This window comes from Pseudomonas akapageensis (assembly GCF_011355085.1).
Lineage (GTDB): Bacteria > Pseudomonadota > Gammaproteobacteria > Pseudomonadales > Pseudomonadaceae > Aquipseudomonas > Aquipseudomonas akapageensis.
Map to the genome: position 1 here is coordinate 154,397 of NZ_VXCP01000038.1, position 26,452 is coordinate 180,848.

Sequence of the window (26,452 nt, forward strand, 5' to 3'; positions counted from 1 at the left end):
CAGCGGTTATATCAGGAGGCGTTGCTCAATCGATGGTAGGCACGATTGAAATACACCAGGCCTTCTTGCGAGGCGCCTATTTTCAGGTCGAGGATTTCGCAGTAGAAAATCGTGTGCGAACCCACTTCATGGGCCTGGGCGATGCGACAGTCGAAGCTGACCAGCGCCTCATCGAGCAACGGCGCGCCGCTTTCCAGGGTGTGCCAATGGGCGCTGGCGAAACGCTGCTCCATGGTCAGTTCGCGGTTGGCGAATACCCCTGAGATCTCCTGGTGCCCGGCAGTCAACACGTTGACGCTGAGCACCCCGTTGCTCTTGAAGTGCACGTTGGAATGGGAAGAACGGTTCATGCACACCAGCAGCGTCGGCGGCTGGTCGGTCACGCTGCAGACCGCCGAAGCGGTAAAGCCGAAGCGTCCTGCCGCACCGTCGGTGGTGATGACCGAAACGGCGCCGCCCAGCAGCGCCATTGCATTGCGAAATCCAGTCGTATCGACCATTTTTATTGCTCTCCGGTGGTTCAGATATCCAGGACCAGCTTGTTCGACTTGGCTCGCGAGCAACACACCAGAATCTGGTCGTTGGCCGCTTTCTCGTCGTCGGTGAGGTAGACGTCGCGGTGGTCCGGCTCGCCTTCGAGCACATCGCACAGGCAGGTGCCGCAAACGCCCTGTTCGCACGAAATGTCGATCTTGATGCCGACCCCGGCCAGGGCCTCGAGAATGGTCTGCCCTTCGGCAACCTGCACGCTCTTGCCGCTGCGTGCAGCGACCACTTCAAAGCCGGCGCCGCTGTTGTCGACTTCGACCTGGAAGTATTCGCGGTGGATGTGGTCGTCGGCGTAGCCGGCCTTGACCGCTTCGCTGATCACCCAGTCCATGAAGCCCGACGGGCCGCAGACATAGACGTGTACGCCCTCGCCCGGCTTGCCCAGCACCGCTGGCAGGTTCAGTTTCTGCTCGTCTGCCTCGTCGTCGAAGTGGGTCGATACGCACGGTGCGAACGCTGCGTTCTGCAGTTCTTCGAGGAACGCGCTGCGGCTGCGCGAACGGCCGCAGTAATGCAGTTCGAACTGGCTGTCGCGGGCCTGCAGTGCATAGGCCATGGCCACCATCGGCGTGATGCCGATGCCGCCGCCGATCAGGATCGAACGGCGCGCGTCGCTGGCCAGGGGAAACAGATTGCGCGGCACGCTGATCTCGACTTCCTGGCCTTCGAGCAGTTGCTCGTGCACGGCGATCGAACCGCCGCGAGAGGCTGGGTCCTTCAGCACGCCCAGGCGATAGACTTCGTTCTGCGCCGGGTCACCGCACAGCGAGTACTGGCGCACCAGCCCAGGTGCAAGGTGAATGTCCACGTGGGCGCCGGCCTCGAAGGCTGGCAGCGGCTTGCCTGCGGGATCGCTCAGGTCGAGGACCACCACGTCTTCGCCTTGCTCCTGGCGCTTGCGCACCACGACTTTCAAAATTTGATCGCTCATATCGGGTTATCCCGCACTTCAATGAATGCTTTATGTTGTTTTTTATCGAGCGCGCCTCAGCGCATGAACAGGCCGCCATTCACGTCCCAGGTCGCCCCGGTGGTGAAGTAGGCGTCTTCGCCGGCCAGTTGCACCACCAGCTTGCCGAGGAAATCGGCATCACCCAGGCGCTTGACCGGAATGTTCTGGATCAGACCCTCCAGGCGCTCGGCCGGCACGGCGGCACGCACCGCCGGCGACTCGATCGGACCCGGGGCGATGGCGTTGACCGTCACACCCCGGGAAGCCAGTTCCTTGGCGAAGATCTTGGTCAGGGTGACGATGGCGCCTTTGGACGCGGCGTAATGCGCGCCCGTGGCGGTGCCGCCGTTCTGCCCGGCCAGGGATGCCATGTTGATGATTCGCCCGTAGCCCTGCTCGGCCAGATAGGTACCGAACACCTGACAACCGACAAAGGTGCTACGGGTATTGACGCTCATTACCCGGTCGAACTCCTCCGGACTGATCTGCATCACCGGCGTAGTCATGGTCATGGCCGCATTGTTGACCACCACGTGCAGGGCCTTGAAACGGGCCAGCACGGCGGCCAGGGCTGCTTCGAAATCGGCCTTGCTGGCCACGTCGAGCTTGAGCGCCAGCACCCGCTCGCCGCTGGGATCGAGCTGGGCGGCTGCCGTTTGAGCGGCGTCCAGCGACAGGTCGCTGAGCACCACGTTGTAGCCGGCCTTGAACAACTGGCCGGCGATGCACAAACCCAGGCCCTGGCCTGCGCCGGTCACCAATGCGATATGCGTCATGACGTTGTCCTCAGAGGATGTAGCCGATACCGGCCAGGGTGTCGGTGGAGTTGATCAGCTGGATCAGCTTGCGCTGGATCTTGAAGCTGTCGCCGCTGCGCACCAGGTCGAAGGTGATGTCGGCGGTGTAGTGCTTGAGCACGTCCTTGCGGAACTCGCGCAGGTTCTGCGCGCAGCGCACAGTCACCACGTCACCTTCGTCCTTGAGCACCCGGAAGCGCGACAGGGAACGCACGGTGCGAGCCCGTGGCGCGGTGGAGATCGACTCGCCGCTGGTCAGGCGCTTGACCCGCAACTGACGCATGTGATGGTCGTCATAGGCGTAGTTCAGGGTGTTCTCGAAATCGGTTTCCAGCGGATCGATCGGGATGATGTAGGTCGCGGTCGACGTCCACAGCTCAAGCCATTCGTTGAATTCGCTGTGGTCGAGCATGTCCGCTTCCTGCCAGATGAAGGCGCTGACCTGGTTGAGCAATTGCAGATTGAGCATGATTATTCCCCCTGTTTCGCCGCTGGCACGGCCATCATTTTTTTCCACTGCTGGTAACCCGCACGCATGCCGGTTTCGGCACTCACGTCGCTGATCAACCCGTCATCGCTCGGCTTCTCGCCGGCCAGGCCACGGTTGAGCATGATCCACAGGTCTTTACCCGCGTTGGCGCCCTTCTGTACCCGTTCCCAGGCCTCGGAGTCGTCCGGGGTGCCGAAGCCCATCGGGCCCTGGAAATGCTCGTGCAGACGCAGGCGGTAGCGGTTGGCCACGGCCGGGCCGCCGTCCATGGTGATCACCGCGTGGTGGATTTCGGTCTCATCCACAGCGATCGGTTGCAGCACCCGGAAGAACGCCATGGAGCAGGCGACGTTGGGGAACAGGTTGAGGTTGAAGCCCGAACCACCGACGGCGCGGACGATGCGGCGTACTTCCAGCTCCTCGTGACCTTCGTTGCGCAGCTCCTGGGCCAGGGCTTCGAATCGCTCGGGGATCGGCAGGTCGAGGTTGGCTTCCAGGTCGACCAGGTCGGGGATCATCACCATCACGCTGTGACCGTTGCCCAGGTCTTCGACGTAGCCCGGACCCTGGACGAAATCGAACAGCTCCAGGGTCTGCTCGTCCACCGAGGACAAGAACGACTTGTGTACCAGCGGGAAGTGGTAGGCGTCGGTGGTGTTTTCCAGCTGGATCTTCCAGTTGCCGGGGAAGCGGAAACGGTGTTCGCCGGACACTTTCACCGGGTAGCCAGCGCCTTGCTTCATGAACAGGTCGATCCACTTCCTGGCTGGGCCGAGGAAGTCCACCAGCGGTTCGATCTGGTCATTGAAGGTGGCGAAGATCATGCCGTTGTACTGCTCGACACGCAGGCTCACCAGCGGCAGATCGCCCTTGTCCAGGCAATCGGCGTAGCTTTCCGGGTGCGGCACGCCGCGCAAGCTGCCGTCCAGGGCGTAGCTCCAGCCGTGGTAGGGGCAGACGAAGCTGTTGGTCTTGCCTTTCTTGTGCTCGCAGACGGTGGCGCCACGGTGACGGCAGCGGTTGAGCAGTACATGCACGTCCTTCTTGCGGTCGCGCACGACGATCACGGGCTGCTTGCCGATGTAGGTGCTCTTGTAGCTGCCGTTGTCCGGAATCTCGCTGGCGTGGGCGACCCAGATCCAGGTCTTGTAGAAAATCTTGTCCAGTTCTTCGTCGAAGAGCTTCGCGTCGGTGTACAGCGAAGTGTGGACGCGGTCGGCCTGCACCAGGTCGGATGGGCAGGTGTCGAGCAGTACGGTTTCAATCAGGTTTGTCACGATCACTCCTCGTCGGCATCGGGTGCCAACTCTTGGAAAAACGCAATTCTTTATTCAGCTTTCGGGGGTACCGGTAATTCAGCACTGCTGTTCCAGCCACTCACCGGCCGGCTGAAGAGGTTCTCGGTCTGGAAGTGCGCCATGCGCCAAACCCCCTCCTCTTCGCGAAACCGCACCGTCAGGCGCGCACTGTTGAGATGCGAAGCGCCGCTGGCGAAGGTCGAGGTCTGCAACATCACCCAACTGGCCGACGCTTCCTCACCACGCACCTGAATCAACTCCGAGGTCAGGAAGTGCACGTTGAGGGCGAAATGCGCAGGCTCGACCATGTAAGTGGCGAACATCGCCTTGATCGCCGCGCGACCACGGTAGCCACCGAAAGCGTTCTGGTACTTGGCGCCCTTGCCTTCCCAGACTGCGTCCTCGGTGAACAACCCGGCCAGTTCGTCCAGCGGCGAGTCCACGCCCAGGTCATCGCACAGCACCATGTAGCGGTTCATGCAGGCGCGCACGGCGTTCTCGCTTTCCAGCAGCGCCAGGCGTTGTTCGAGGGCTTGCAGTCGTTCGGTCATCGGGGCACCTGTGCTCAGCGCTGGATAATCAGTTCGCGGCCGGTACGGGCCTCGACCTTGGCGTACTTCCACAATTTGTACGGGCCGTCGCCAACAGCGGTGGTACGGAACAGGTTGCAGGCGGCGTGCACGGTCTCGATGTCCGGGACGTCGGCCAGCAGGTAGGTGGTCCACGGGTAGCCGGTGGATGGGCCGACCATGCTCTGGTCGTCGTCCATGTTGCCGAATACCTTCACGCCTGGCAGGTCGTGGATGCCGTTCCACATTTCGCTGAAGGCCGCCCAGACTTGCAGCTGCTCGTCACGCGGGGCGTCGAAGAAGTTCTGGTTGATGCCCATGCAGAACAACACGCGCAGTGGTTTTTTATCGCTCATCTCGGTACACCTTTACGTCAAAGTGGAAAAAATTCAGAGGTAGCCAGGCAGTGGCTTGTTGCCGAAGAAAATCGCCCCGGCATTCTGGTAAGTCATGTCGCCCATGAAGGCGTGCTGGGTAATCACCTGCGCATCGTTGACGAAGCGCGACAGCGGGCTGGTGCGGTACACACCGGTCATGCCCGAGAGCATCTGCGCGGTGCGCGCGACGTCGGCGGCCACGCGGGTGGCGTGAGTCGAGGACAGGCGCAGCATATTGGTCTGCTCCACCGACACCGGCTCCCCGGCCAGGACGCTGGCCCAGGCTTCGTCGATGGACTGGTAGAACCAGGCACGGGCGGCGCGCAGCTCGGCTTCGGCCTTGGCCATTTCCACTTGCGCCAACGGCCGGTCGGACAGCGAAGGCGCGCCGGTCACCGAAATGCGCCCGCTGGCCATCCCGCACAATTCGTCCAGGGCGGCACGGGCCACACCCAGGCCGACCACCGACAACACTTGGGTGGCGAACGACAGCGACGGGTAACGGAAGAAGGGTTCGTCCAGATTCGCCGGGCCGCCGCGCACGAAGGTCCACTCCTCCGGCACCACCACGCCTTCGACCACCACGTCGTGGCTACCGGTGCCGATCAGGCCGACCACATCCCAGGTCTGCTCGATGCGCACCTTGCTCGCCGGCATCACGGCCAGGCGCGGCAGGCCGAGCATGTCGCCTTCCTTTTTCGGGGCAATGCCGACACCGATCAGCGAGGCGCCCATGCAGCCACTGGAGAACTTCCAGCGACCGTTAACCTCAAGGCCACCCTCAACGAACGAAGCCGGTTGCGGCGGGAAAATGCCGCCGGCGAAGACCACGTCCGGGCCGTTGGCGTAGACCTTCTCGATCGTGGCCAGCGGCAGGGAAGCCAGATACACCGGGCTCATGCCGAAGCTTGCGACCCAACCGGCCGAACCGTCGGCATGGGAAATGTCTTCAACCATCCGGCAGAACTCGGCAGGCGAACGCTCGTCACCGCCGAAGCGCTTGGGCACCAGGGCGCGGTACACACCCAACTCGCGGAAGCGCTCGATGATGTCCGCGCTGATGAACTTTTGATCGTCGAACTCGCCGGTCCTGGCGCGCTGGCGAATCTCGCCCAACAGCTGCTGGAATGCGTCACTCGCGGTGATGGGCTCCGATGCTTGAGGATTCAACGCGCTGAGTACTGTCATGGGTTTCTCCGAATCAGGTTGTGTTCAAGGCTGCCCAGCAGATCGCGGGCGACTGCACAGAGCAGTTCGTCCGCGCCCTTGGCGGCGATCAGTTGCAGACCCACCGGCAACCCGGAGCGCCCTACCAGGGGGATGCTCAATGCGGGATGACCGGAAAGATTGAAGGCGCGTACCAGGGCGGTCATGCCGATGGCGGCGCGGGTATCGGCGGCTTCGCTGACCAGCAGCGGGTAGTCGGGCATGGTCGGCAGGGCCAGGATCGGGTACCGGGACAGCAAGGCGTCGACTTCAGCGGTGAAGGCTTGGCGCACCTGCTCGGCTTCGGCCAGGGCGGCATCGCTGGTCTCACTGGCAGCACGCAGGCGCGCGGCGACATCCGCCCCTACCCGGCCGGTCTCGAGCAGATGCCCGCAGGCATTCCAGGTTTCGCGATTGATGACCACAAGGCCGGCGTCGTAGGCCGCTGCCATACCCGGCAGTTGCACGCCCTGTAGCGGGAAGCCGCCGGCCATCAGCGCCGAATCGACGGCCGCGAGAATTTCCGGATGGGCCTGCACCGACACCACGCCAATCTGAACGTTGACGGTCGCAGGCAAGGACTTGAAGGTTGGATCGATCGCCTGCATCGCGGCGATCAGGCGCGCTATGTCAGCAGCGAAGGGGCCGACGCAATCCAGGCTGCTGTGAGTCGGCATGACGCCGTCGCGGCTGACCCGGCCGAACGTCGGCTTCAACCCCAGCACCCCGCAGCATGCTGCCGGAATGCGTACCGAGCCGCCGGTGTCGGTGCCCAGGGCAAAATCGGCAAGGCCGGCGGCCACGGCCGCCGCAGAACCACTGGACGAACCGCCGGGGATACGACCCGGGTACAGCGGATTGTTGGCCGTGCCCACCCAGTTGTTCAGGCCTGTGGTGCCGAAGGCGAGTTCATGCAGGCTGGTCTTGCCGGTAATACGGCAACCGGCATCGAGCAGCGACTGCACGACGGCTGCGTGCGTGGTGGCATTCGGTGCTTCGGACAACGCCTCACTGGACGCGCGGGTCGGGTAACCGGCGATGTCGATGGTGTCTTTGACCATCACCGTCAACCCGGTGCCCCCCAGTTGCAAATCTTCGACGACGATCGTCATGCCATCACCTGATGTGTACGTCAGCGCTTTTCACGCCTGTTATTGGTCTGCTCGACGAGTCGGGGCCGTCGAACGCTTGGATCTAAAATCGTAATTTTTACGTGAATTGTCAATTATTTTTTTTGTCGATTATTCACGTATATTTTTTCGCAAAACCTGCCTTTAGCGCCTATTTACTGGGTCACAAGGCCAAAATCGCTCAAAAATAAAGCGTGAATTTTCAATTATTTTTTTTGAAATTCATCATGACTAGCAGAGGAAAACGAAGCAAAAAGCAGCGCAGCCTCGCGAAAGGTGCCAGTCAGGCAAACCACGGGAATCGATTGCATGAGGGACAAGCAGTCGACAGCACCGACGCAATCCCCTATAAATCCCCCCTTGTCCGGCAGCCCCAGAACCCACCGCATGACCACCCCGAAAAAACGCCTTAGCCGTTACAACCCAGCCAGCGAGCACTTCAAGAAAGAGGAATTTCCTTTTTACTGGCTCGCACGCGTGAATGGGCGGTACGCCATGGCCATGGAAAAGGCCCTGAAAAAGATCGATATGGACATCCCGCGCTATCGGATCCTGTTCATCCTGGTGGACAACGGCATGTCGAGCATTTCGGAAATTTCGGAGCACGCCATCGCCAAGCTGTCGACCATCACCAAGATCGTCTACCGCATGAAAGGCGATGGTTTGGTCGATACGCAGCCTTGCAGCAACGATGGCCGGGTGACTCAGGTGTCACTGACCGATGCGGGTCGCGAGATGGTGACCAAGGTTCAGGAAGCCACCAGCGATATCTTCAACGAGAGCTTCACGGGCCTGACCGAGGCGCAGATCAACAAGCTCAATGGGACGCTGGAGAAGATTTTCAATAATTTGCCGGAGGCGTGAGCACAGCTAACCCTGTGGGAGCTGGCTTCCTCGTTCCCACGCTCTGCGTGGGAATGCCGTGCCAGACGCTCCGCGTCGACACTTCCGGACGTGACGCGGAGCGTCGCAGGATGCATTCCCACGCAGAGCGTGGGAACGAGAAACGCAAGAGCTAGGGAAATGTCCGCCCAGTGCAATGACCTCGGCATTCCATGCACGGGTAAAGAGTCATCGCACCAAGGCAGACAATCGCAAGCGTAGTTGCAGAATGGATCCACGTCAGCGGTGCGATTCAGAAATCTGGCTTTTTTGAGCGAATCTGTATTGCAAAACGTCACAACGAGGGGGATGAGGCTGTGTGTCGCGGGAGGCATTCCCACGCAGAGCGTAACAGTGACGCTCTGTGCAGGAACGAAAAGTGGGCCTATGCGTACAGACCGCTGCTGATGATGACGTAGAGCTCGCCTTCTTCCGCCCCGGCCTTTTCGAGTATCGACTTGGGCGTATCATCGGCGAACACGATCCTGTGACCGAAAAGCACGCCCTCTTCGCTTTGATCAAGCTCCTGACGGACCATCCATTTAGCAACCTCTTCAGGACTAAGCCCCAAGTTCTCGGCAATTGTCTCCTCGCCAAGATCTTCCCGCGCTACATTCAATTGGCTGCTGCTCATAGCGACGTCCTTTTTCCAGGTTGTTGTCAGCCGATCATGGCAGACAACGCAAGGAACCACACCACCTGATTACCGCCTCCTGTCGAGTCGGCTGCAAAAGGTTGCGCCATTCAGGCGCCAAACACATCGTCCCAATCGTCGGCATCAATGAAACCGAGGACCTTGTTCTGCGTCTTGTCGTCACTGGTGGAAATGAACAGCGCGCCACCGTAGTCGGGATCGGACTCCGAAAGCCCCAGCGACGCCTCGAACTCATCGATGCAGCTGCTGTGGGTGACCAGAATCAGGTTTCTTCCAGGAACCTTGCGTTGCAAGGCTTCACCCATGAAGGTGCCGTTGCACTGGTACAGCCAATCCTGCTTGGCCGTGGTCTGGTTGAACATGACCTGTGCGGTCTGGGCCGTGCGCTTGAGCGGGCTGTTGTAGATATCGGAATTGCTCAGGCCGAGTTGGCGAAACTCCTTGCCCATGTATTCGCCTATCGCCGTGGAGCGGGCAGTGATGCCTGCACGCCCATCCAGACACGGCGCATCGACCCGGCTGCAGCGCTCGAGGTGGCGCACCAGGACGATGACGTTGCCGCGATGCCAATCGGATACCAGTGCGCTCACTTGCGCCGGGCTGCTGCGATTGAGGTCCGCTGCCATGGGTGTGCCGAATGATTCGGCCAGCAACCATGCCGGTACCAGCACTGCCAGCAACAGTGCTGCACAGAGTTTTGAGCGTGAAATCGCACGCGAGAATGTAGGCCGACTGTGGCGGGTATGGTTTTTATTCGAGTTCACAGAAATCGCCCTGTTGATCATTTCATCACATGAAGTTGGGCCGTTCGATCCTTTGAGCCAAACTTAAGTTCCACAGATGCTGCCAAGCATCTGTTCTATAAAGCTTTTTGCAACTGGCATAACAGGTGTTCCAACTTGTTTGACGCCGTGGCCCGTGCCACTACGACAGACAGGAGGCAGGATCCGCCATGAACATGACAATCATGCAATTGCCCGCCGATACTCCAGCCGGCAGCCACCTTATCATGCCACGCAATGGTTATGACCATCATGGGTTTACTGGGCGACGGCAGGGTCGCCCACTATGTTGCGAGTTATTACGACCATTGCGCGACGAGCGATGGTTATTCCTGCAGCTCAGAACGGCACGGTCAGCTTCAACCAGTAGGCATCACCTTCGGCACGATTGCGTACCTGGGTTTCCTGTTCCCATTTGGCCGTCAGGAACCAGCCGTCCTTGCTGGTGTATTTCACCGAGGGGCCGATGGCAAAGGCTCGCCCCTTGTTGTCTTCGATGGTCTCGCCGTCCTGCCGGTCATCGGTGATCTGGCGATAGGCATAACCGCCAACGCCAACCACCCAGCCATTGCCCAGCCCCCAGCCGATGGCATAGTCCATATGCAGCTCCTGGCCGGAGCGATAATCGGTTGCGGGGTTTTCCAGGTTGAAATCGTACATGGTCTTGACGTCGATATTCAGGCCCGCCGGATCAATGTACGAAATCGCCAGCACCGGTTCGATGTCCCAGTAGTTGCGGCCGATATTGGCCAGGTCGCCGCGATCGTATCGACCCGTCGGGGCAATCAGGTCCAGGGCCAGGATGCTGTGCAGCTTTTCGCTGTGATGAAAGCCCAATGCCGGCCCGAAAATGATGTCGCCCAGCCCCTGCTTGCTTTGCGACTGGCCGTTGACCTCGACCTTCAGGTCTACCAACGGGTCGATCAGCCGTCGGACCCGGCCGCTGACTGGGTGGACCAGTTGATCGATCTGGGTATCGGCCTGGATGCGGTTGAGGACGCAATGATGCAGGCGGCGCTCAAACGCTCCCGACAGAACGTTTCCGAGGCCGCGCGGTTGCTTGGCATGACGCGGCCGGCGTTGGCGTATCGGCTGAAGAAGCAACCCTGAGCGACTCTCGTTCCCACGCTCTGCGTGGGAATGCATCCGTAGACGCTCCGCGTCGTGCCATGTCGACGCGGAGCGTCTGGCACGGCATTCCCACGCGGAGCGTGGGAACGAGGAAACGAGAAAAACCCGCTTAAAATGCCGACCTGACCACCCCGCCATCCACCCGCAACGCCGCACCATTGGTCGCCGACGACGCCGGCGAACAGATATACACCACCATGTTCGCCACCTCCTGCGGCGTGGTAAAGCGCTTGAGAAGCGAACTCGGCCGTGCACTTTCGAAGAACTCTTTTTCGAACTCGGCAAACGACTTGCCACCCGACAACTTGCCGACGAATTCATTGACGCCTTCGGAGCTGGTCGGCCCAGGCAGCACGGCATTGACGGTGACGCCGGTGCCCGCGCAATCCTCGGCCAGGCCGCGAGACAAGGCCAGTTGCGCGGTTTTGGTCAGGCCGTAGTGAATCATTTCGACCGGAATCTGGATCCCGCTTTCACTGCTGATGAACACCACCCTGCCCCAGTTCCTTTCCTTCATTTTCGGCAAGTAGGCGCGTGACAGGCGCACGCCCGACATCACATTGATGTCAAAGAAGCGCTGCCAGTCTTCATCGGGAATCTCGGCGAAGGGTTTGGGATCGAAAATGCCCAGGTTGTTGACCAGCACATCGACCGACGGGTATTTCGCGACCAGCGCCTGAATCTGCCTGGGGTCCGCCAGGTCGCCGGCAAAGCCTTCGACTTTGGCCCCGGGTACCTGACCGCGCAATTTTGCCAGCGCGGGTTCGACCGAAGCCTCGGTGCGTCCGTTGAGGATCACGCGAGCACCTTCACGGGCAAGGCCCGTCGCAATGGCAAAGCCGATGCCCTTGGTCGAACCCGATACCAGGGCCAGTTTATCGTTGAGTTGGTAGTCCATCGCAATTGTCTCCTGTTCCAGGGGTGGGCGTTGTCGACCACCGTCCTGCCGGTCATCGGTGATCAGGAGATAAGCATAGCCGCCGACGTCAAACGCCCAGTCACAACGCCCAAACTGGATCAGGCCAGCGACACCACGCTGTTCAGCAGTGTTTTCACCAACAGCGCCTGGCGCGTGGCGCCGGTCTTGGCGAACACGCCGCGCAGGTGGGCGCGCACGGTGTTTTTCATGATGCCGAGTTTATCGGCGGTTTCGTCGAGGGTCAGCCCGTCCATCATCGACAAGGCCACCTCGGTTTCGGTCGCGGTGAGCTGGAACAGTTTGCGCAACAGCTGCCGCGAAGCCTGGGGCGAATCGGCAGGGTCGCGGATGAACACCGCGACCGCGGGGCGTCGGCTGCTGTCGTTGGCCTGATAGTTGAGTGCAATCGGCCGCAGCAGCAGGGTCAACGGCATCTCCCCGGTGGGCCTGGACAAGGCGATCACTTCGAAGCACTCGGTATCGCCGCACTGATGTTGCTGCAGCGCTTGCCCAATCACCTCCTGCAATGTGCGATTTTCGGTCGGCGACCAGGCGCAGAGTTTGTCCTGCCGGCTGAAGAGTCCGTCTTTGGCGGCAAACAGGCGACTCGCGGCCTCGTTGGTCTTCATCACCCTGCCGCGTTCATCGAGGATCGCCGTGCCCACCAGCATGCGGTCGATGGTAGCGGCGTAAAGCAGGCGTTCGGAGTTCAATTCGTCGAGCGTCGAGTGCATGTCGACGGCCGTTTTCAGATGCGGCAGCAGTACGGACACCAGGGCTTTCTCGGCGTCTTCGAAGTCACGGCCCTGGTGGTTGCGACAGACGAAGAAGGCGCAGTCCACGCCGGCCTCCGTGCGAATATTAGCGACCAGGATGTAGCGCAGGTCCAACGGTGCCAGGTACTGGAGGTAGAAGTCATGTTCGCACCAGCTCGCCTGGCCGAATACCTCGTCGGCAGTCGCGACCCGGTCTACCGGCCAGTCGATGAAGGGGCAGATCGCATAGTAATGTTCGCTGTAGGAAGGCTCCCCCGGCAGCAGGGCACCGAACTGCGACGCGTTGACGATCAACCCTGGTCGTTCACTTGCGGGATTTCGCAGCACCAGGGTGACGAAGGTGGCATCGAGCCTTTGACGGGCCGCTTCCAGGAAACCCGCCCAGGGGATGGATTCCTTTGGCCCCTGATAGATACGACCGAGAAAGTCGCTCAGGCCGACTGAGTCGAGTGCTGCGGTTTGGTAGAGCGTTTCGCTGATCATGCTTTGACGGATTCGCAATGGGTTGATCGAGCCTTGCGCGATTGTTGAACAGTACCGCTGAGGGCGAATCGTCCGTTTGGCCTATGCGGATTGCCTGACAGACCGCGGCGTCTGCATCGCTGGCAAGCCAGCTCCCACAGGGGATCGTGGATGATCATTCAACACTGATTTCTGTGGGAGCTGGCTTGCCAGCGATCGGAACACCGCGGTAATTCAGGCAGACCGCGGTGCCTGCATTCAGCCCCTCTGCAAGGCCGCCAACACATGCTCGACAATACGCTCCGCCGCCACCTCGGCACTGTCCGTGCAGGTATCGATGCGGATATCCGGGCTCACCGGCGGTTCATACGGCGAATCGATGCCGGTGAAGTTTTTCAGCTCACCAAGCCTGGCCTTTTTGTACAAACCCTTGGGATCGCGCTGTTCGGCGACTTCGATCGAGGTATCGATGTAGATCTCGATGAACACCCCGTCACTGGCCAGCTTGCGCGCCATCTCCCGCTCGGAGCGGAACGGCGAGATAAACGAAACCAGGGTGATCAGCCCCGCATCGAGCATCAGTCGCGCCACCTCTGCGACCCGGCGAATATTCTCGACCCGGTCGGCCTCGGAGAAGCCCAGGTCCTTGTTCAACCCGTGACGCACATTGTCGCCATCGAGCAGGTAGGTGTGCCGTCCCAGTGCATGCAGCTTGCGCTCGACCAGGTTGGCGATGGTCGACTTGCCCGCCCCGGACAAACCGGTGAACCAGAGAATGCAAGGGGTCTGGCCCTTGAGCAGCGCATGGGCCTGACGGTTGACGTCGATGGCCTGCCAGTGCACGTTCTGCGACCGGCGCAAGGCAAAATGCAGCATGCCGGCGCCGACGGTGTTGTTGCTCAGCCGATCGATCACGATAAAGCCGCCGGTATCGCGATTGTCGCCGTAGGCATCGAAGGGGATGGCCGCGTCCAGGCTCAGATTGCCGACGCCGATCTCGTTCAGTTCCAGCGTCCTGGCCGCCAGTTGTTCGAGGGTGTTGACGTTGACCTTGTACTTGAGCGTCGCACAGGTCATGCCCAGGGTGCGGCTGCCAATTTTCAACAGGTAAGGCCGCCCCGGCAACATCGGCTCCTCGCCCATCCACACCAGGGTCGCCTCGAACTGATCGGCGACCGCGAGGGGCGCCGCGACCGGGGCAATGATGTCGCCACGGCTGATGTCGATTTCATCTTCCAGGGTCAGGGTAATCGCCTGGCCACAGATTGCCTGATCCTGTTCGCCAGCCGGCGTGATGATGCTGGCAATGCGACTTTCCTTGCCCGACGGCAGCACGCGAATGCGCTCGCCGCAACGAATGGAGCCGGCGACCACGCTGCCGGCGTAGCCACGGAAGTGCAGGTTGGGCCGGTTGACCCATTGCACGGGCATGCGAAATGGCGCTTGAGCCAGGGCTTCGCCTTCCACTTCGACGCTCTCCAGATACTGCATGAGTGTCGGGCCCTGGTACCAGGGCGTGTTGGCACTGGGCTCGATGACATTGTCGCCCGCCAGCGCCGACATGGGGATGCAGACGATGTTCTGCAGGCCGAGCTGCGCGGCGAAGGCACGGTAATCGCGCTCGATCTGCTCGAACACTTCGCGGGAATAGCCGACCATGTCCAGCTTGTTCACCGCCACCACAACCTGGCGAATTCCGATCAGCGACACCAGGTAGCTGTGCCGACGGGTCTGGGTCAGCAAGCCCTTGCGGGCATCGATCAACAGCACCGCCACATCGGCGGTTGACGCCCCTGTGACCATGTTGCGGGTGTACTGCTCGTGCCCCGGGGTGTCGGCGACGATGAACTTGCGTTTTTCGGTGGCAAAGAAGCGGTACGCCACGTCAATGGTAATACCCTGCTCGCGCTCGGCGGCCAGGCCATCGACGAGCAAGGCGAAGTCGAGCTCGCCGCCCTGGGTGCCCATCTTTTTCGAGTCGATTTCGAGCTGGCCGAGTTGATCCTCGAAGAGCATTTTCGATTCATACAACAGCCGGCCGATCAGCGTGCTCTTGCCATCGTCGACACTGCCGCAGGTGATGAAGCGCAGCAGCCCCTTGGACTGTTGCGATTGCAGATAATGCTGGACGTCCTCGGCGATCGGGTCAGTAACCTGGTTCATCAGAAGTACCCCTCTTGTTTTTTCTTTTCCATGGAGCCGGCCGAATCGCTGTCGATCAGCCGCCCCTGCCGTTCCGAGGTCTTGCTCAGCAGCATTTCGTCGATGATCTGCGGGAGGTTCCGGGCCGAGCTTTCGATGGCGCCGGTGAGCGGGTAGCAGCCGAGCGTGCGGAAACGCACCTGGCGCATTTGCGGCACCTCGCCGGGTCGCAGTTGCATGCGGTCGTCGTCGACCATGATCAGGGTGCCGTCGCGCTCGACCACCGGGCGCTCCTTGGCAAAGTACAAAGGCACGATGGGGATATTGTTCAGGTGGATGTATTCCCAGATGTCCAGTTCGGTCCAGTTCGAGATAGGGAACACCCGCAGGCTTTCGCCCTTGCGCTTGCGGGTGTTGTACAGGCGCCACAACTCAGGGCGCTGCATCTTCGGATCCCAGCGATGCTGTTCGGAGCGAATGGAAAAGATCCGCTCCTTGGCCCGGGATTTCTCCTCGTCGCGCCGTGCGCCACCAAAGGCCGCATCGAAGCCGTACAGGTCCAGCGCCTGCTTGAGACCCTGGGTTTTCCAGATATCGGTGTGCACCGCCGAACCGTGGGTGAAGGGGTTGATATTTCGCTCCAGCCCTTCGGGGTTGATGTGCACTTTCAGATCCAGGCCCAGGCGTTCGACGGTCTGATCGCGGAAGCTGATCATCTCGCGAAACTTCCAGGTGGTATCCACGTGCAGCAGGGAAAAAGGTGGCTTGGCCGGGTAGAACGCCTTCATCGCCAGGTGCAGCATGACGGCGCTGTCCTTGCCCACCGAATAGAGCATCACCGGGTTTTCACACTCGGCCACCACCTCGCGCATGATGTGGATGCTCTGCGCCTCCAGCCATTGCAAATGAGTCAACATCTCTGATCTCCTCAAGGTTGCCGGGCCCGTCCGGAGTGGTCGGGCCCTGCTGGAGATCACAGTATTGAAAGCGAGGATCGCGGCTCTTCGTCTAACCAGACTAAGAATTTTCCAGGGCGGTTTACCTGCCTTCGCGGTATAGCTGTTCTGCTCGTGCCTTGAGGCTATGGGCGATCGCATCGAAGCCCTGCTTGACCCACGGACCGTGATTTTCCATCACCGTCTGCGCGGTCGGGCCCAGGAACAGGTCGGTGGTGTGATAGCGACAGCTCGCCTCGCCGGTCGCTTCGATGTATTGGTCGCGACGTGCCGCATCCGGTTTGTCGGCCGTGGCGTACATCTCCCAGGACAGCTGTTTCGGCCGGTCGAACGCAGCCAGGTACTCGACCACATGCACCAACTCACCCGGGCGCGTCGGGTCCGGCAGGAACAAGTTGACCACCTCCCCCATGTGCAAGGACGACTCGACCTTGACCGTAAAGGGGTTCCACTGCGGATAGCGTTCGAGGTCGACCAGCACCTCCCATACCAGTTCTGCCGGTGCGGCGATATCCACGATTACTGAAGTCACGAGTGTGTTCTGGGCCATTGGAGCTCCTGTGCGCAGTGTCGCCACCACGCCGAAATGACAAGGCGGGCCGGTGCAGCCCGCTCCCCATCTTGCCCAGTGCCTGCTATCCGGCTCCTCGTCTACCCGGACTAAGTCTCGCCCTAGTCCAGTCAGACGAAGAATCCCGGTCACTCGCATTTATAGGGTAGGTCCCAGAGGGTTGTGCACCGGCACCACCTGGGTGACAGGAGATTCAACATGACGACAGACACGATCGACGAGCAATTGCACAGTGGCCAGACCTGGCACGCCTTCTGCGATGTACTCAAGCGCAGCGGCGACCAGATCTTGCGCGCCGAGGCCCCTGCCGACGCGCACACCCGCGCAGAAGGCTTCCGTTACCTGAGCCGGCTGATCCGCATCGCCCTGGAAATGCACGTGGAATTCGCCGACCCGGACTTCCCCGGGTTCTTCTCGCCTTCCCACGAAACCGGCAAGATCGGCGCCGACAACCCCGACAATCTCTACCAGTACGCTCGCCTGAACGGTAACAACCAATACCGCATCAGCGGCCAGCGCGGCAGCGTCGCCTACCTGAGCTTCGGCACCCAGAAAGGCGGCTACGAAACCGACGGCACCATGACCCCCACCGGTGCCATCGATGCCGAGCATCTGGAACTGAATCCCGACGGCAGCTTCGAGATCATCCTCAGCCAGCAACCCGAGGGCGCCAACTGGGTGCGCCTGGAGCCCGAGAGCAATGCGCTGATCGTGCGCCAGACCTTCCTCGACCGTAAAACCGAGAAGCCCGCGCAATTGCGCATCGAACGCATCGGCAGCGGCGACAAGCCCGCCCCGCTCGACCCGCACCGCCTGCATCAAGGCCTGCAACGCGCCGCCAGTTTCGTGGAAAACACTGCCCGCCTGTTCGCCGACTGGGCCCAGGGCTATCAAGGCCACAGCAACCAGCTGCCACCGGCCAACCAGGCCCTGTGCCAGGCCGTGGGTGGCGACCCGAATATTTTCTATTACCACTCGCACTGGGCCCTGGCCGACGACGAAGCGCTGCTGATCGAAGTCGAATCGGTGCCGGACTGCGACTTCTGGAACCTGCAGATCAACAACTACTGGATGGAGTCCCTGGACTACCGCTACCACCGGATTTGCCTGAACAAGCACTCGGCCCGCTACAACGACCAGGGCGGCGTCACCCTGATCCTCAGTGCGCGTGACCCCGGCCTGCCCAACTGGCTGGAAACCGCGGGCCACCAGCAGGGCACCCTCTGCCTGCGCTGGGTCGGCGCCAGCGAACCCGTTCACCCCACCACGCGCATCGTCAAACTTGATAGCCTCAAGGACTCCCTATGACCGCCTCGCCACTGAACCTCGACAACCTGCTGGCCGAAGCCAGCGCCCGCGCCCAGGGCCTGAGCGATTTCGGCCCCGGCAACTACCGCGAGGCGTTGCAGGTATTGATCGACTCGCTGCATGCCGAAGCCGACCTGTCCGAACAGGGCCTGGCATTGATGCACGAAAAACTGCTCGGCCAACTGGTCAATCGCCTGGTGATCGAAGACTACTGTCGGCGCTATCCGGAAATCGAGCAGCAGGTCCTCGACAACCCACTGGTCATCGTCGGTTTGCCACGCACCGGCACCACCCTGCTGCAACGCGCCCTCGCAGTGGACCCGCAGTTCCACTCGGCAAGCTGGTGGGAAACCCGCTATCCGGCGCCGTTGCCGAGCGAAACCGTCGAGCAGCCCCGCCTGCGCACGGAACGTGCCTGCGCTGAAGTTGCAGCGATGCTCGAGTACATGCCGCAGATCCTGTCCATCCACCCGCTCGACGCGATGCAGGCCGATGAAGAGTTCATGCTCATGGAGCACTCCTTCCTCTGCGCCATGGACTCCTACGCCAATGTGCCCTCCTACACCGCCTGGCTGGATCGCCAGGACCAGAGCGAGGTGTACGCCTACCTGAAAAAAATGCTCCAGTTCCTCCAGTGGCAGCAACAGCGGCGCGGGCTGTCGACCGGCCGCCGCTGGCTGCTCAAGAGCCCACAGCACCTGCATACCCTGGAGTTGCTGTTCAAGACCTTCCCGCGCGCGCAGGTCATCCTCACCCACCGCGAGCCGGGCAAGACCATCCCGTCGATTGCCAGCTTCGTCCACACCCTCTGGCAGATGTACAGCGAGAACCCCGATGCGCGTCAGGTCGGGGCTCAGTGGAACGCGCGCATGGCGCGTGCCATCCGTCACAGCATGGCAGTGCGTGCGGATCAACCGGCCGAACGCTTCCTGGACGTGCAGTTCGAGAACACCCTGTCCGACCCGCTTGGCGTGATCGAAGGCATCTACCGCTTCGCCAATCTGCCGCTGGGCGATGAGGTACGCACCGCCATGAGCGACTGGCTTGCACAGAACGGCCGGGACAAACGTGCCGCACACGCCTACAGCCTGGAACAGTTCGGCCTCAGCGAACCTCAGCTGGAACAGGACTATGCGGCCTACCGGGCCCGCCACATCAATGCTCAAACCCGGATCTGACATGACTGAATACTTTGCCTTCAATGGCGATGCCGATGGTTTGTGCGCCTTGCAACAGCTGCGCCTGGCACAGGGATCCCAGGGCCAACTGGTGACCGGTGTAAAGCGCGATATCAGCCTGTTGCGCCGGGTCCAGGCCGGCCGTGGCGACCGCGTCACCGTGCTGGACATCGCCCACGACCAGAACCGCGAGGACGTCGCGCGCCTGCTGCAAGGCGGCGCGACCCTGCGCTACTTCGATCATCATTTCGCCGGGGATCTACCCAGCCATGGCAGCTTCGAGTCGTACATCGACACCGCCGCGAATGTCTGCACCAGCTCGCTGGTCAACGACTACCTCGACGGGCTTCATCACCGCTGGGCGATAGTCGCCGCCTTCGGTGATGGCCTGGCGGAGCTCGGGCAAGCGCTGTCCGAACAATACGGCCTGGCGCCCGAACAGATCGAGCCGCTCGAACAACTGGGCCTCTACCTCAATTACAACGCCTATGGCGAGACCCTCGGTGACCTGCACTTCGACCCGGCGGTGCTCGCCGAGGCGATGCGGCCCTTCGCCGACCCGCTGGACTTCATCGCTGGCAGCCCGGCCTTTGCCACGCTGCAGCGCGGTTATCAGGCGGACATGGCCAAGGCAGCGCGCCTCGGCGCCTGGCGCGAGGTGCCAGGCGCGGCGTTATACCGCCTGCCCGATGCTCCCTGGGCGCGGCGGGTCATGGGCGTGCTGGCCAACCAATTGAGAAACCGCCACCCGGACCAGGCGCTGGCCTTGCTCAGCAGCAACAGCAGCGGCGGTTTCACCGTCAGCGTGCGCACCTCGGCGCAGCATCCGTTGGCGGCGGATGCCTTCTGCCGGCGTTTCGCCACGGGCGGCGGTCGTGCGCGGGCAGCGGGCATCAACCACCTCCCAGCCTGCGACCTGGCGTCATTTGCCGAAGCCTTCGAGGACGCTTATGACTGGCAGTCAAACGCCGAGTCCATCTGACCAGCTTCCGGTGAGCAGGCTCCTGGGTGAAAAGCCCTCGAACCTCCAGCGCAAGCCCAAGGCTGCGGGCCGGCGCACAACATGCTCGACCCGTACCTGCCAGAACCGCTCGGCACCTTGAAAGGTGTCGGGCGACGGCCCGTCAAGCAGGACTTCTGCGCGGCCGCTGATGTGCAGCATGTCACCCGAGGTGAAATCGACGAACAACAAACCGGCCTTTGGATTGAGCAGCAGATTTCCCAGCGTATTGAAATGCAGATTGCCGGAGAAATCGGGAATGGTCAGCAGGTTGCCGTCCACCCGGACAAAACCTGTCTGGCCGCCACGGTGCGAGACGTCCACCGAACGCTGCCGCGGGTCGTTGCCCAGGTCCACGAAACTTGCAACGAAAAAAGTGTCGGCACCACGAATCATGGCTTGCGCCGCAGCGTCCAGTTCACCCATGCGCTCCACCTGTGGCGTCGATGCGCGCGGGATCACCGGCACCAACTCACGCTGTTGAATGTACTGCGGGCAATTGCCGAAGGACTGTTCGACCTCGACCCGAAAGCCATGGTCCGACAGGGCTTTGATGCGACCGTTCATACGGTTGCGTCGGCGTGTATGCAAGTCGATGCCCAGCAATCCGACGGCAGTGCCTGGCTCAAACACGAGGCCAAGCGGATCGGTCGCGTCCACAAGGCGTTCGATATCCAGCAACTGCGGATCGGGGGAGTGAATGAATCCGGGCTGGCCGTCGAGCAGGCTTGCCCAGGGCAAGCCATCGTTGTCGACCGCACCGACCACAATAAAGGGGAGCTGCCGGTAAAACTCCCGGTGCTGATCGGGCATGTAGTCACGCAAGACTTTGCGCCCGATCTCTTCCATTCGTTCAGACACGCCAACCCGTTCCTGCAACTGTTTCTCGCCGGCATGCCAGGGAGAGACAACTTGATCGCTTGAATCGCTCATCGCTTTGACTCCCACCTGGTTGGCCAGTGGCTTTGCGGATCAGGCCGCTTGCAGGCCGATCGCCGTGCGTTGCATTGGAACGAAGCCTTTGAGCGCTTCAATACGCGCCAACCAGGCGCGCACGTTCGCGTACGCCTCGAGGGACACATTGCCTTCCGGCGCATGGGCGATGTAGGCATACCCGGCGATATCGGCGATGGTGGCGTGGTTGCCGGCGAGGGAGTCGCGGGTGGCCAACTCCTTGTCCATGACCTGGAGCAGATCATGGGAGCGCTTGATGGTGTCGGCCGCGTCAAAGGGCGCACCGAATACCGTGATCAAGCGGGCCCTGGCCGGCCCCGAGGCAATCTGCCCGGCAGCGACTGCCAGCCAGCGCTGCACGTTGGCCGCACCGACCGCATCGTCCGGCAACCAGGTACCGGTCTTGTCGTAGGCCCTGGCCAGGTACACCAGAATCGCCGACGAGTCGGCCAGCACGATGCCGTTGTCGTCGATGACCGGAACCTGGCCAAAACCGTTCATGGCGAGGAAGCCAGGCTGCTTGTGGGCGCCGTTGGCCAGGTCGACGTTGATCAGTTCGGCTCTCAGGCCCAGCAGGGACAACATCAGTTCGACGCGGTGCGCATGGCCGGACAGTGGATGGCGGTAGAGTTTGATTGTCATCTCGGTTTCCTGATCGAGGTTGGTTGCGTTGAAGCTTGCCTCTGTACCTCTATCAACAGAATCACCAGTTTTGGCAATCCACTGTTTCAGCTGGTGAAATAAAACTGTGTTGCCTGTTCGGGCCTCATCGCTGGCAAGCCAGCTCCTACAGGGTAGCGGATACATCGATAACTTTTTCGATACTGGCACAATAATACTACTCCCGACTTGCTCATTTACTTATAGCGGCAAACCCGCCTGGCCCTACTAGATATTTAATATCGCCTAGCACTTATTGTTTGATCAAAAAACCTATCAGTTTTGCTAGGTTGTTGCGCAAGCAACCCGAGGTTAGTGTAACGACGTATTACCGAAGTGCATTTTCGATTTGGGGAACAGTGAAGCGTTCGACCATCAAAACCGGCTCTATCCCAAGACATACCACTACAACAAGGAAGTTGCGTAAAACTTGAGTGCACATTCCTGGGCACTCGAAACTTATTCTGCCTGCACCCGGAACTTTGACATTAAGCCGTCACACTTTCGCGTGCCCGAGCACTGCTGATTATTCAATCCAGTCTGGTTCTTATTGTTTGAACCGGCGTGATAAACACATGAGGTGAGTGCGATGCGTATCAGCATCTTTGGTTTGGGTTATGTCGGTGCAGTCTGCGCCGGTTGCTTGTCTGCACGGGGTCATGAGGTCGTTGGCGTTGATATTTCCGACACCAAGATCGACCTGATCAACAAGGGTAAATCGCCCATCGTTGAACCCGGCCTGGAAGAACTTCTTCAGCAGGGCATCAAGAGCGGTCGCCTGCGCGGCACGACCAGCTTTTCCGAAGCCATTCGCGACACCGACTTGTCGATGATTTGCGTCGCTACGCCAAGCAAGAAGAACGGTGACCTGGAAACGAACTTCATCGAATCGGTGTGCCGCGAGATCGGTCTGGCCCTGCGCGAGAAAAACACCCGCCACACCGTCGTCGTACGTAGCACCGTGCTGCCGGGCACCGTGAAGAACGTGGTCATCCCGGTCCTCGAAGATTACTCGGGCAAGAAAGCCGGCGTCGACTTCGGCGTCGAGGTCAACCCGGAATTCCTGCGCGAAAGCACCGCGATCAAGGACTACGACTTCCCACCGATGACCGTCATTGGCGAATTCGACAAGGCCAGCGGCGATGTTCTGCAATCGCTGTACGAAGCACTCGACGCTCCGATCATCCGCAAGGACGTCGAAGTGGCCGAGATGATCAAGTACACCTGCAACGTCTGGCATGCGACCAAGGTCACCTTCGCCAACGAGATCGGCAACATCGCCAAGGCTGTCGGCGTCGATGGTCGTGTCGTGATGGATGTGGTCTGCCAGGACAAGGCCCTGAACCTGTCGCAGTACTACATGCGCCCGGGCTTCGCCTTCGGCGGCTCCTGCCTGCCCAAGGACGTGCGCGCCCTGACCTACCGTGCAGGCGCGCTGGACGTGGAAGCACCGTTGCTCAACTCGCTGATGCGCAGCAACGAGTCCCAGGTCCAGAACGCCTTCGACATCATTTCCAGTCACGACAAACGCAAGGTCGCCCTGCTCGGCCTGAGCTTCAAGGCCGGCACTGATGACCTGCGCGAAAGCCCATTGGTGGAACTGGCGGAAATGCTGATCGGCAAGGGCTACAACCTGAGCATCTATGACAGCAACGTCGAATACGCGCGCATCCATGGGGCGAACAAGGACTACATCGAGTCGAAGATCCCCCACGTCTCGTCCCTGCTCAACTCGGACTTCGATCAGGTCATCAACAACGCCGACGTGATCATCCTCGGCAACCGCGACGAGAAGTTCCGCGCCATCGCCCAGAACGTACCCGAGGGCAAACAGGTCATCGACCTGGTCGGTTTCATGGCCAGGACCACTTCTGCGGCCCACCGTACCGAAGGCATCTGCTGGTAATCGCTGCGGGCCTTCGGGCCCTGCGCAACACCCTATGCCTGCCTTAACCAAATTCGGGCCCTGTGACCCGTTTAAACAGGCCCGATAACAAGACGGATGCAGATGATGCACAGGCTAAAACACAACCTCCTCCTGGCCGCCGGTTGGCTGTTCTATTTGAGCCTGCTCATGGCGATCGCCCTGATGCTGCCCAAAACCATTTTCGACCCTGAGTCGAAGTACTTCATCCTCCTGATAGGCGTCGTCGGTATCTGGCGTTATTCCGTGGGTGCCACGCATTTCCTGCGCGGCATGCTGTTTCTCTACGTGGTCTACCCGTATCTGCGGCGCAAGGTGCGCAAGCTCGGTGCGGCGGCTGACCCGTCCCACGTCTTTCTGATGGTCACCAGCTTTCGCATCGACGCGCTGACCACCGCCCAGGTCTACAGCTCGGTGATTCGCGAGGCGATCGCCTGCGGCTTCCCGACCACCGTGGTCTGTTCGCTGGTGGAGATGTCCGACGAGCTGCTGGTGAAAAGCCTCTGGGACAGGTTCAACCCGCCAGAGCGGGTCAAACTGGACTTCGTGCGTATCGCCGGGACCGGCAAGCGCGATGGCCTGGCCCACGGCTTCCGCGCGATTTCCCGCCAACTGCCGGACGATAACGCGGTGGTCGCGGTCATCGACGGCGACACCGTGCTCGAAGAGGGCCTGGTGCGCAAGACCGTGCCCTGGTTCAAGTATTTCGACAATGTCGGCGGCTTGACCACCAACGAATTCTGCGAAGTGCGCGGCGGTTACATCATGAGCCAATGGCACAAGCTGCGCTTCGCCCAGCGTCATCTCAACATGTGCTCGATGGCCCTGTCCAAGCGCGTGCTGACCATGACCGGACGCATGTCGATGTTCCGTGCCTCGGTGGTGACCAACCCCGAATTCATCGCCGACGTCGAAAGCGACTCGCTGCAGCACTGGCGTCTGGGTCACTTCAAGTTCCTCACCGGCGACGATAAGTCCAGCTGGTTCAGCCTGATGCGCCTGGGCTACGACACCTTCTACGTGCCGGATGCAGCGATCACAACGGTCGAGCACCCACCGGAAAAGAGCTTCATCAAGGCCAGCCGTAAATTGATGTTCCGCTGGTACGGCAACAACCTGCGGCAGAACTCGCGAGCGCTGGGCCTGGGTGTCCGCCGCCTGGGCCTGTTCACCAGCATGGTGCTGTTCGATCAGCGCATTTCGATGTGGGCCTGCCTGCTGGGCCTGACGCTCGCCATCATCGCCAGCATCAAGTTCAGCCCGGTCTACTTCCTGGTTTACCTGCTATGGATCGGCATCACCCGACTGATCCTGACGTTCCTGCTGCTGTGTACCGGCCACCCCATCGGCCCGGCCTACCCGCTGATCCTTTATTACAACCAGATCGCCGGCGCGATCATGAAGATCTACGTCTTCTTCCGCCTCGACCGACAGGCCTGGACGCGCCAGCCCACTGTCCTCAAGCGTGATCTGGCGAGCTTTCAACAATGGTTCAACACCTGGTCTTCCCGGACCATGACCTTCTCGGCGGTCAGCATTTTCGTAGCTGTGCTGATGGCCATGTGAGCCGGCCTCCAAATGGATTTAACAAGGAGTACCCCCATGAATGAAGCAGTGAACGGTAATGTCGTGCATGAAGCCCAAACCCAACGCCAACACGCCCGGGTGCGGATTGCGGCCAAGCTGAGCTACAAAGGCGCCGACACTGAAATCGACACGATCGAGGACCTCTCGGCTGGCGGCTTCTGCGTCCTCGCCAAACAGCCCCGGCGCGTGGGCGATGTGCTTCATGGTCGCCTGCAGTTTCTGATCGAAAACCTGATCATAGCCATGGACGTGGAGTTCCAGATCCGTTCATACGACCCGAGCAACGGCCGTACGGGCTGCCAGTTCCAGAACCTGGAGAAAAACGACATCAGCTTCCTGCGTTACCTGATCACCTCGCACCTGGCCGGTGAATGGGTGACCGTGAACGGTGTGCTGAACGCCCTGCAGCGCGACAACTTCACCAAGCCGCGCAAGCAAAAGGATGGCGGCAGCGGCATGAGTACCTTCGGTCGCCTGCGCGCCGTGATCTTCAGCCTGGGGATCTTTCTGGTCGGCCTCGCGGCCTTCGGCTTCATCGCCAAATCCTTGTACGGCATGTACTTCGTCAGCCATGCCGAAGCGGGTGTGGTCAGCATGCCGAGCGTGAACGTCACCATACCGCGCGACGGCACCGTGCAGAGCCTGGTGCAGGTACACGGCGAAGTCGCCAAAGGTGCACCGTTGGCTTCATTCAGCACCAGCATGCTCGATGTGTTCAAGGACCATCTGGACGAGAAGCAGCTGGAATCGGCCAAGATCGAGGAACTGTTCGGCAAGCAATTGAGCGGCACCCTGACCAGCCCCTGCGATTGCATCGTCTCGCAGCAACTGGTCGCTGACGGCCAGCCAGCCAGCAAGGGCGCGGTGATCTTCCAGCTGCTGCCGCGCAACAGCCAGGCCACTGTGGACGCACGCTTCAACCATCGCCATTTCGACGCCGTCCAGCCAGGCACCGAGGTCACCTTCCAGGTCGCCGGCGAAAACGATGTTCGTCTGGGGGAGATTGTCGACAGTTCGATTGTCAGCAGCCAACACCTGAGCAGAGAGGATTTGTCTTCGGATATTCGGGTGACGATCAAGCCTGATGAACCGCTGGACAGCGCATTGGAGGGGCGCCCGGTGGAAGTGATCAGTGATCGGGGTTCCTGGCTGGGCTGGTTGTTCGGTAAAGCTGCGGCTCGTGGACTCTGAAGGAGG

General features: G+C 60.9%; 25 protein-coding genes and 2 pseudogenes. 8 read left to right on the top strand and 19 right to left on the bottom strand.

Annotation, left to right across the window (positions count from 1 at the left end):
• Positions 1–11 precede the first annotated feature (11 nt).
• The 9 genes from F2S13_RS22635 to F2S13_RS22675 are packed head-to-tail and all read right to left on the bottom strand — an operon-like array spanning position 12 to position 7,350.
• Positions 12–500 (bottom strand): flavin reductase, encoded by a 489-nt coding sequence (locus F2S13_RS22635; RefSeq protein WP_166364995.1) that lies wholly within the window; start codon positions 498–500, stop codon positions 12–14.
• A 20-nt stretch (positions 501–520) separates the two neighbouring features.
• Positions 521–1,480, bottom strand: coding sequence for a PDR/VanB family oxidoreductase (locus tag F2S13_RS22640; RefSeq protein WP_166364997.1), 960 nt, complete (start codon positions 1,478–1,480; stop codon positions 521–523).
• A gap of 56 nt (positions 1,481–1,536) precedes the next feature.
• The gene (locus F2S13_RS22645; RefSeq protein ID WP_166364999.1) at positions 1,537–2,277 is read right to left on the bottom strand and encodes an SDR family NAD(P)-dependent oxidoreductase; all 741 of its coding nucleotides are present in this window, start codon (positions 2,275–2,277) and stop codon (positions 1,537–1,539) included.
• Positions 2,278–2,287: 10 nt separating this feature from the next.
• Entirely contained in the window at positions 2,288–2,767 is a 480-nt protein-coding gene (locus F2S13_RS22650; protein ID WP_166365001.1) for an aromatic-ring-hydroxylating dioxygenase subunit beta, read from the bottom strand.
• Between the two features lie 2 nt (positions 2,768–2,769).
• On the bottom strand, positions 2,770–4,065 hold the full coding sequence (locus F2S13_RS22655) for a Rieske 2Fe-2S domain-containing protein (RefSeq protein WP_166365003.1): 1,296 nt from the start codon (positions 4,063–4,065) through the stop codon (positions 2,770–2,772).
• Positions 4,066–4,115: 50 nt separating this feature from the next.
• Positions 4,116–4,637, bottom strand: a complete 522-nt coding sequence (locus F2S13_RS22660) for a nuclear transport factor 2 family protein (RefSeq protein ID WP_166365005.1) — start codon at positions 4,635–4,637, stop codon at positions 4,116–4,118.
• 14 nt (positions 4,638–4,651) lie between these two features.
• Positions 4,652–5,011: an IacB protein gene (locus F2S13_RS22665; protein WP_166365007.1), complete on the bottom strand. Its 360-nt coding sequence runs from the start codon at positions 5,009–5,011 to the stop codon at positions 4,652–4,654.
• A gap of 33 nt (positions 5,012–5,044) precedes the next feature.
• Complete coding sequence (locus F2S13_RS22670) at positions 5,045–6,220, bottom strand: acyl-CoA dehydrogenase family protein (RefSeq protein ID WP_166365009.1); 1,176 nt, start codon at positions 6,218–6,220, stop codon at positions 5,045–5,047.
• Positions 6,217–7,350, bottom strand: coding sequence for an amidase (locus F2S13_RS22675; RefSeq protein WP_166365011.1), 1,134 nt, complete (start codon positions 7,348–7,350; stop codon positions 6,217–6,219). Before F2S13_RS22675 ends, F2S13_RS22670 begins: the two co-directional genes overlap by 4 nt.
• Positions 7,351–7,755: 405 nt before the next feature.
• Between F2S13_RS22675 and F2S13_RS22680 the strand changes: the two genes are divergently transcribed.
• On the top strand, positions 7,756–8,232 hold the full coding sequence (locus tag F2S13_RS22680; RefSeq protein ID WP_166365013.1) for a MarR family winged helix-turn-helix transcriptional regulator: 477 nt from the start codon (positions 7,756–7,758) through the stop codon (positions 8,230–8,232).
• Positions 8,233–8,635: 403 nt separating this feature from the next.
• Here the strand turns inward: F2S13_RS22680 and F2S13_RS22685 are convergent, their stop codons facing one another.
• From F2S13_RS22685 to F2S13_RS22695, 3 genes and pseudogenes are all read right to left on the bottom strand, one after another.
• Positions 8,636–8,884 carry a hypothetical protein gene (locus F2S13_RS22685; RefSeq protein WP_166365015.1) on the bottom strand — a complete coding sequence of 83 codons (249 nt, stop codon included), beginning with the start codon at positions 8,882–8,884 and terminating at the stop codon, positions 8,636–8,638.
• A gap of 110 nt (positions 8,885–8,994) precedes the next feature.
• Positions 8,995–9,669: a lipopolysaccharide core heptose(II)-phosphate phosphatase PmrG gene (gene pmrG / locus F2S13_RS22690; protein ID WP_166365017.1), complete on the bottom strand. Its 675-nt coding sequence runs from the start codon at positions 9,667–9,669 to the stop codon at positions 8,995–8,997.
• A 357-nt stretch (positions 9,670–10,026) separates the two neighbouring features.
• Positions 10,027–10,611 (bottom strand): annotated as a pseudogene (locus F2S13_RS22695) (SphA family protein); the annotation flags it as partial.
• A gap of 81 nt (positions 10,612–10,692) precedes the next feature.
• Between F2S13_RS22695 and F2S13_RS29505 the strand changes: the two are divergent.
• Complete coding sequence (locus tag F2S13_RS29505) at positions 10,693–10,797, top strand: helix-turn-helix domain-containing protein (RefSeq protein ID WP_246237973.1); 105 nt, start codon at positions 10,693–10,695, stop codon at positions 10,795–10,797.
• Positions 10,798–10,927: 130 nt separating this feature from the next.
• Here F2S13_RS29505 and F2S13_RS22705 read toward each other — a convergent pair whose 3' ends face one another.
• From F2S13_RS22705 to F2S13_RS22725, 5 genes are all read right to left on the bottom strand, one after another.
• Positions 10,928–11,716, bottom strand: a complete 789-nt coding sequence (locus F2S13_RS22705; RefSeq protein WP_166365019.1) for an SDR family NAD(P)-dependent oxidoreductase — start codon at positions 11,714–11,716, stop codon at positions 10,928–10,930.
• A gap of 119 nt (positions 11,717–11,835) precedes the next feature.
• Positions 11,836–12,996: a helix-turn-helix transcriptional regulator gene (locus F2S13_RS22710; protein ID WP_166365021.1), complete on the bottom strand. Its 1,161-nt coding sequence runs from the start codon at positions 12,994–12,996 to the stop codon at positions 11,836–11,838.
• A gap of 237 nt (positions 12,997–13,233) precedes the next feature.
• Complete coding sequence (gene cysN, locus F2S13_RS22715; RefSeq protein WP_166365023.1) at positions 13,234–15,138, bottom strand: sulfate adenylyltransferase subunit CysN; 1,905 nt, start codon at positions 15,136–15,138, stop codon at positions 13,234–13,236.
• The gene (gene cysD, locus F2S13_RS22720; RefSeq protein ID WP_166365025.1) at positions 15,138–16,214 is read right to left on the bottom strand and encodes a sulfate adenylyltransferase subunit CysD; all 1,077 of its coding nucleotides are present in this window, start codon (positions 16,212–16,214) and stop codon (positions 15,138–15,140) included. The genes cysN and cysD overlap by 1 nt, the downstream gene beginning before the upstream one ends.
• Positions 16,156–16,623, bottom strand: coding sequence for an SRPBCC domain-containing protein (locus F2S13_RS22725; protein WP_166365027.1), 468 nt, complete (start codon positions 16,621–16,623; stop codon positions 16,156–16,158). The genes cysD and F2S13_RS22725 overlap by 59 nt, the downstream gene beginning before the upstream one ends.
• A gap of 219 nt (positions 16,624–16,842) precedes the next feature.
• On the opposite strand from F2S13_RS22725, the gene F2S13_RS22730 reads away from it, so the two are divergent.
• The 3 genes from F2S13_RS22730 to F2S13_RS22740 are packed head-to-tail and all read left to right on the top strand — an operon-like array spanning position 16,843 to position 20,112.
• A complete protein-coding gene (locus F2S13_RS22730; RefSeq protein WP_166365029.1) occupies positions 16,843–17,952 on the top strand; it encodes a DUF1214 domain-containing protein in 1,110 nt (369 codons plus the stop codon).
• Positions 17,949–19,130 carry a sulfotransferase family protein gene (locus F2S13_RS22735; RefSeq protein WP_166365031.1) on the top strand — a complete coding sequence of 394 codons (1,182 nt, stop codon included), beginning with the start codon at positions 17,949–17,951 and terminating at the stop codon, positions 19,128–19,130. Before F2S13_RS22730 ends, F2S13_RS22735 begins: the two co-directional genes overlap by 4 nt.
• Before the next feature lies 1 nt (position 19,131).
• Complete coding sequence (locus tag F2S13_RS22740; RefSeq protein WP_166365033.1) at positions 19,132–20,112, top strand: DHH family phosphoesterase; 981 nt, start codon at positions 19,132–19,134, stop codon at positions 20,110–20,112.
• On the opposite strand, the pseudogene F2S13_RS22745 reads toward F2S13_RS22740, so the two are convergent.
• Together F2S13_RS22745 and F2S13_RS22750 are read right to left on the bottom strand one after the other, a co-directional pair.
• A pseudogene (locus F2S13_RS22745) lies at positions 20,110–21,063 on the bottom strand (pyridoxamine 5'-phosphate oxidase family protein); the annotation flags it as partial. The gene F2S13_RS22740 and the pseudogene F2S13_RS22745 overlap by 3 nt on opposite strands.
• Before the next feature lie 39 nt (positions 21,064–21,102).
• Positions 21,103–21,726, bottom strand: coding sequence for a glutathione S-transferase (locus F2S13_RS22750; protein WP_166365037.1), 624 nt, complete (start codon positions 21,724–21,726; stop codon positions 21,103–21,105).
• A gap of 607 nt (positions 21,727–22,333) precedes the next feature.
• On the opposite strand from F2S13_RS22750, the gene F2S13_RS22755 reads away from it, so the two are divergent.
• The 3 genes from F2S13_RS22755 to F2S13_RS22765 all read left to right on the top strand — a co-directional run bounded on the left by F2S13_RS22755 (position 22,334) and on the right by F2S13_RS22765 (position 26,446).
• Positions 22,334–23,650, top strand: a complete 1,317-nt coding sequence (locus F2S13_RS22755) for a nucleotide sugar dehydrogenase (protein ID WP_166365039.1) — start codon at positions 22,334–22,336, stop codon at positions 23,648–23,650.
• A gap of 105 nt (positions 23,651–23,755) precedes the next feature.
• Positions 23,756–25,234, top strand: coding sequence for a glycosyltransferase family 2 protein (locus F2S13_RS22760; protein ID WP_166365041.1), 1,479 nt, complete (start codon positions 23,756–23,758; stop codon positions 25,232–25,234).
• Between the two features lie 36 nt (positions 25,235–25,270).
• Positions 25,271–26,446, top strand: a complete 1,176-nt coding sequence (locus F2S13_RS22765; protein ID WP_166365043.1) for a PilZ domain-containing protein — start codon at positions 25,271–25,273, stop codon at positions 26,444–26,446.
• The last annotated feature ends 6 nt before the right edge of the window (positions 26,447–26,452 follow it).

Bases quoted from the DNA above. Each gene is read 5' to 3' on its own strand.
- F2S13_RS22635 (WP_166364995.1), bottom strand. From the start codon at position 500: ATGGTCGATACGACTGGATTTCGCAATGCAATGGCGCTGCTGGGCGGC.
- F2S13_RS22640 (WP_166364997.1), bottom strand. From the start codon at position 1,480: ATGAGCGATCAAATTTTGAAAGTCGTGGTGCGCAAGCGCCAGGAGCAA.
- F2S13_RS22645 (WP_166364999.1), bottom strand. From the start codon at position 2,277: ATGACGCATATCGCATTGGTGACCGGCGCAGGCCAGGGCCTGGGTTTG.
- F2S13_RS22650 (WP_166365001.1), bottom strand. From the start codon at position 2,767: ATGCTCAATCTGCAATTGCTCAACCAGGTCAGCGCCTTCATCTGGCAG.
- F2S13_RS22660 (WP_166365005.1), bottom strand. From the start codon at position 4,637: ATGACCGAACGACTGCAAGCCCTCGAACAACGCCTGGCGCTGCTGGAA.
- F2S13_RS22665 (WP_166365007.1), bottom strand. From the start codon at position 5,011: ATGAGCGATAAAAAACCACTGCGCGTGTTGTTCTGCATGGGCATCAAC.
- F2S13_RS22670 (WP_166365009.1), bottom strand. From the start codon at position 6,220: ATGACAGTACTCAGCGCGTTGAATCCTCAAGCATCGGAGCCCATCACC.
- F2S13_RS22675 (WP_166365011.1), bottom strand. From the start codon at position 7,350: ATGACGATCGTCGTCGAAGATTTGCAACTGGGGGGCACCGGGTTGACG.
- F2S13_RS22680 (WP_166365013.1), top strand. From the start codon at position 7,756: ATGACCACCCCGAAAAAACGCCTTAGCCGTTACAACCCAGCCAGCGAG.
- F2S13_RS22685 (WP_166365015.1), bottom strand. From the start codon at position 8,884: ATGAGCAGCAGCCAATTGAATGTAGCGCGGGAAGATCTTGGCGAGGAG.
- F2S13_RS29505 (WP_246237973.1), top strand. From the start codon at position 10,693: ATGCAGGCGGCGCTCAAACGCTCCCGACAGAACGTTTCCGAGGCCGCG.
- F2S13_RS22705 (WP_166365019.1), bottom strand. From the start codon at position 11,716: ATGGACTACCAACTCAACGATAAACTGGCCCTGGTATCGGGTTCGACC.
- F2S13_RS22710 (WP_166365021.1), bottom strand. From the start codon at position 12,996: ATGATCAGCGAAACGCTCTACCAAACCGCAGCACTCGACTCAGTCGGC.
- cysN (WP_166365023.1), bottom strand. From the start codon at position 15,138: ATGAACCAGGTTACTGACCCGATCGCCGAGGACGTCCAGCATTATCTG.
- cysD (WP_166365025.1), bottom strand. From the start codon at position 16,214: ATGCGATCGCCCATAGCCTCAAGGCACGAGCAGAACAGCTATACCGCG.
- F2S13_RS22725 (WP_166365027.1), bottom strand. From the start codon at position 16,623: ATGGCCCAGAACACACTCGTGACTTCAGTAATCGTGGATATCGCCGCA.
- F2S13_RS22730 (WP_166365029.1), top strand. From the start codon at position 16,843: ATGACGACAGACACGATCGACGAGCAATTGCACAGTGGCCAGACCTGG.
- F2S13_RS22735 (WP_166365031.1), top strand. From the start codon at position 17,949: ATGACCGCCTCGCCACTGAACCTCGACAACCTGCTGGCCGAAGCCAGC.
- F2S13_RS22740 (WP_166365033.1), top strand. From the start codon at position 19,132: ATGACTGAATACTTTGCCTTCAATGGCGATGCCGATGGTTTGTGCGCC.
- F2S13_RS22750 (WP_166365037.1), bottom strand. From the start codon at position 21,726: ATGACAATCAAACTCTACCGCCATCCACTGTCCGGCCATGCGCACCGC.
- F2S13_RS22755 (WP_166365039.1), top strand. From the start codon at position 22,334: ATGCGTATCAGCATCTTTGGTTTGGGTTATGTCGGTGCAGTCTGCGCC.
- F2S13_RS22760 (WP_166365041.1), top strand. From the start codon at position 23,756: ATGCACAGGCTAAAACACAACCTCCTCCTGGCCGCCGGTTGGCTGTTC.
- F2S13_RS22765 (WP_166365043.1), top strand. From the start codon at position 25,271: ATGAATGAAGCAGTGAACGGTAATGTCGTGCATGAAGCCCAAACCCAA.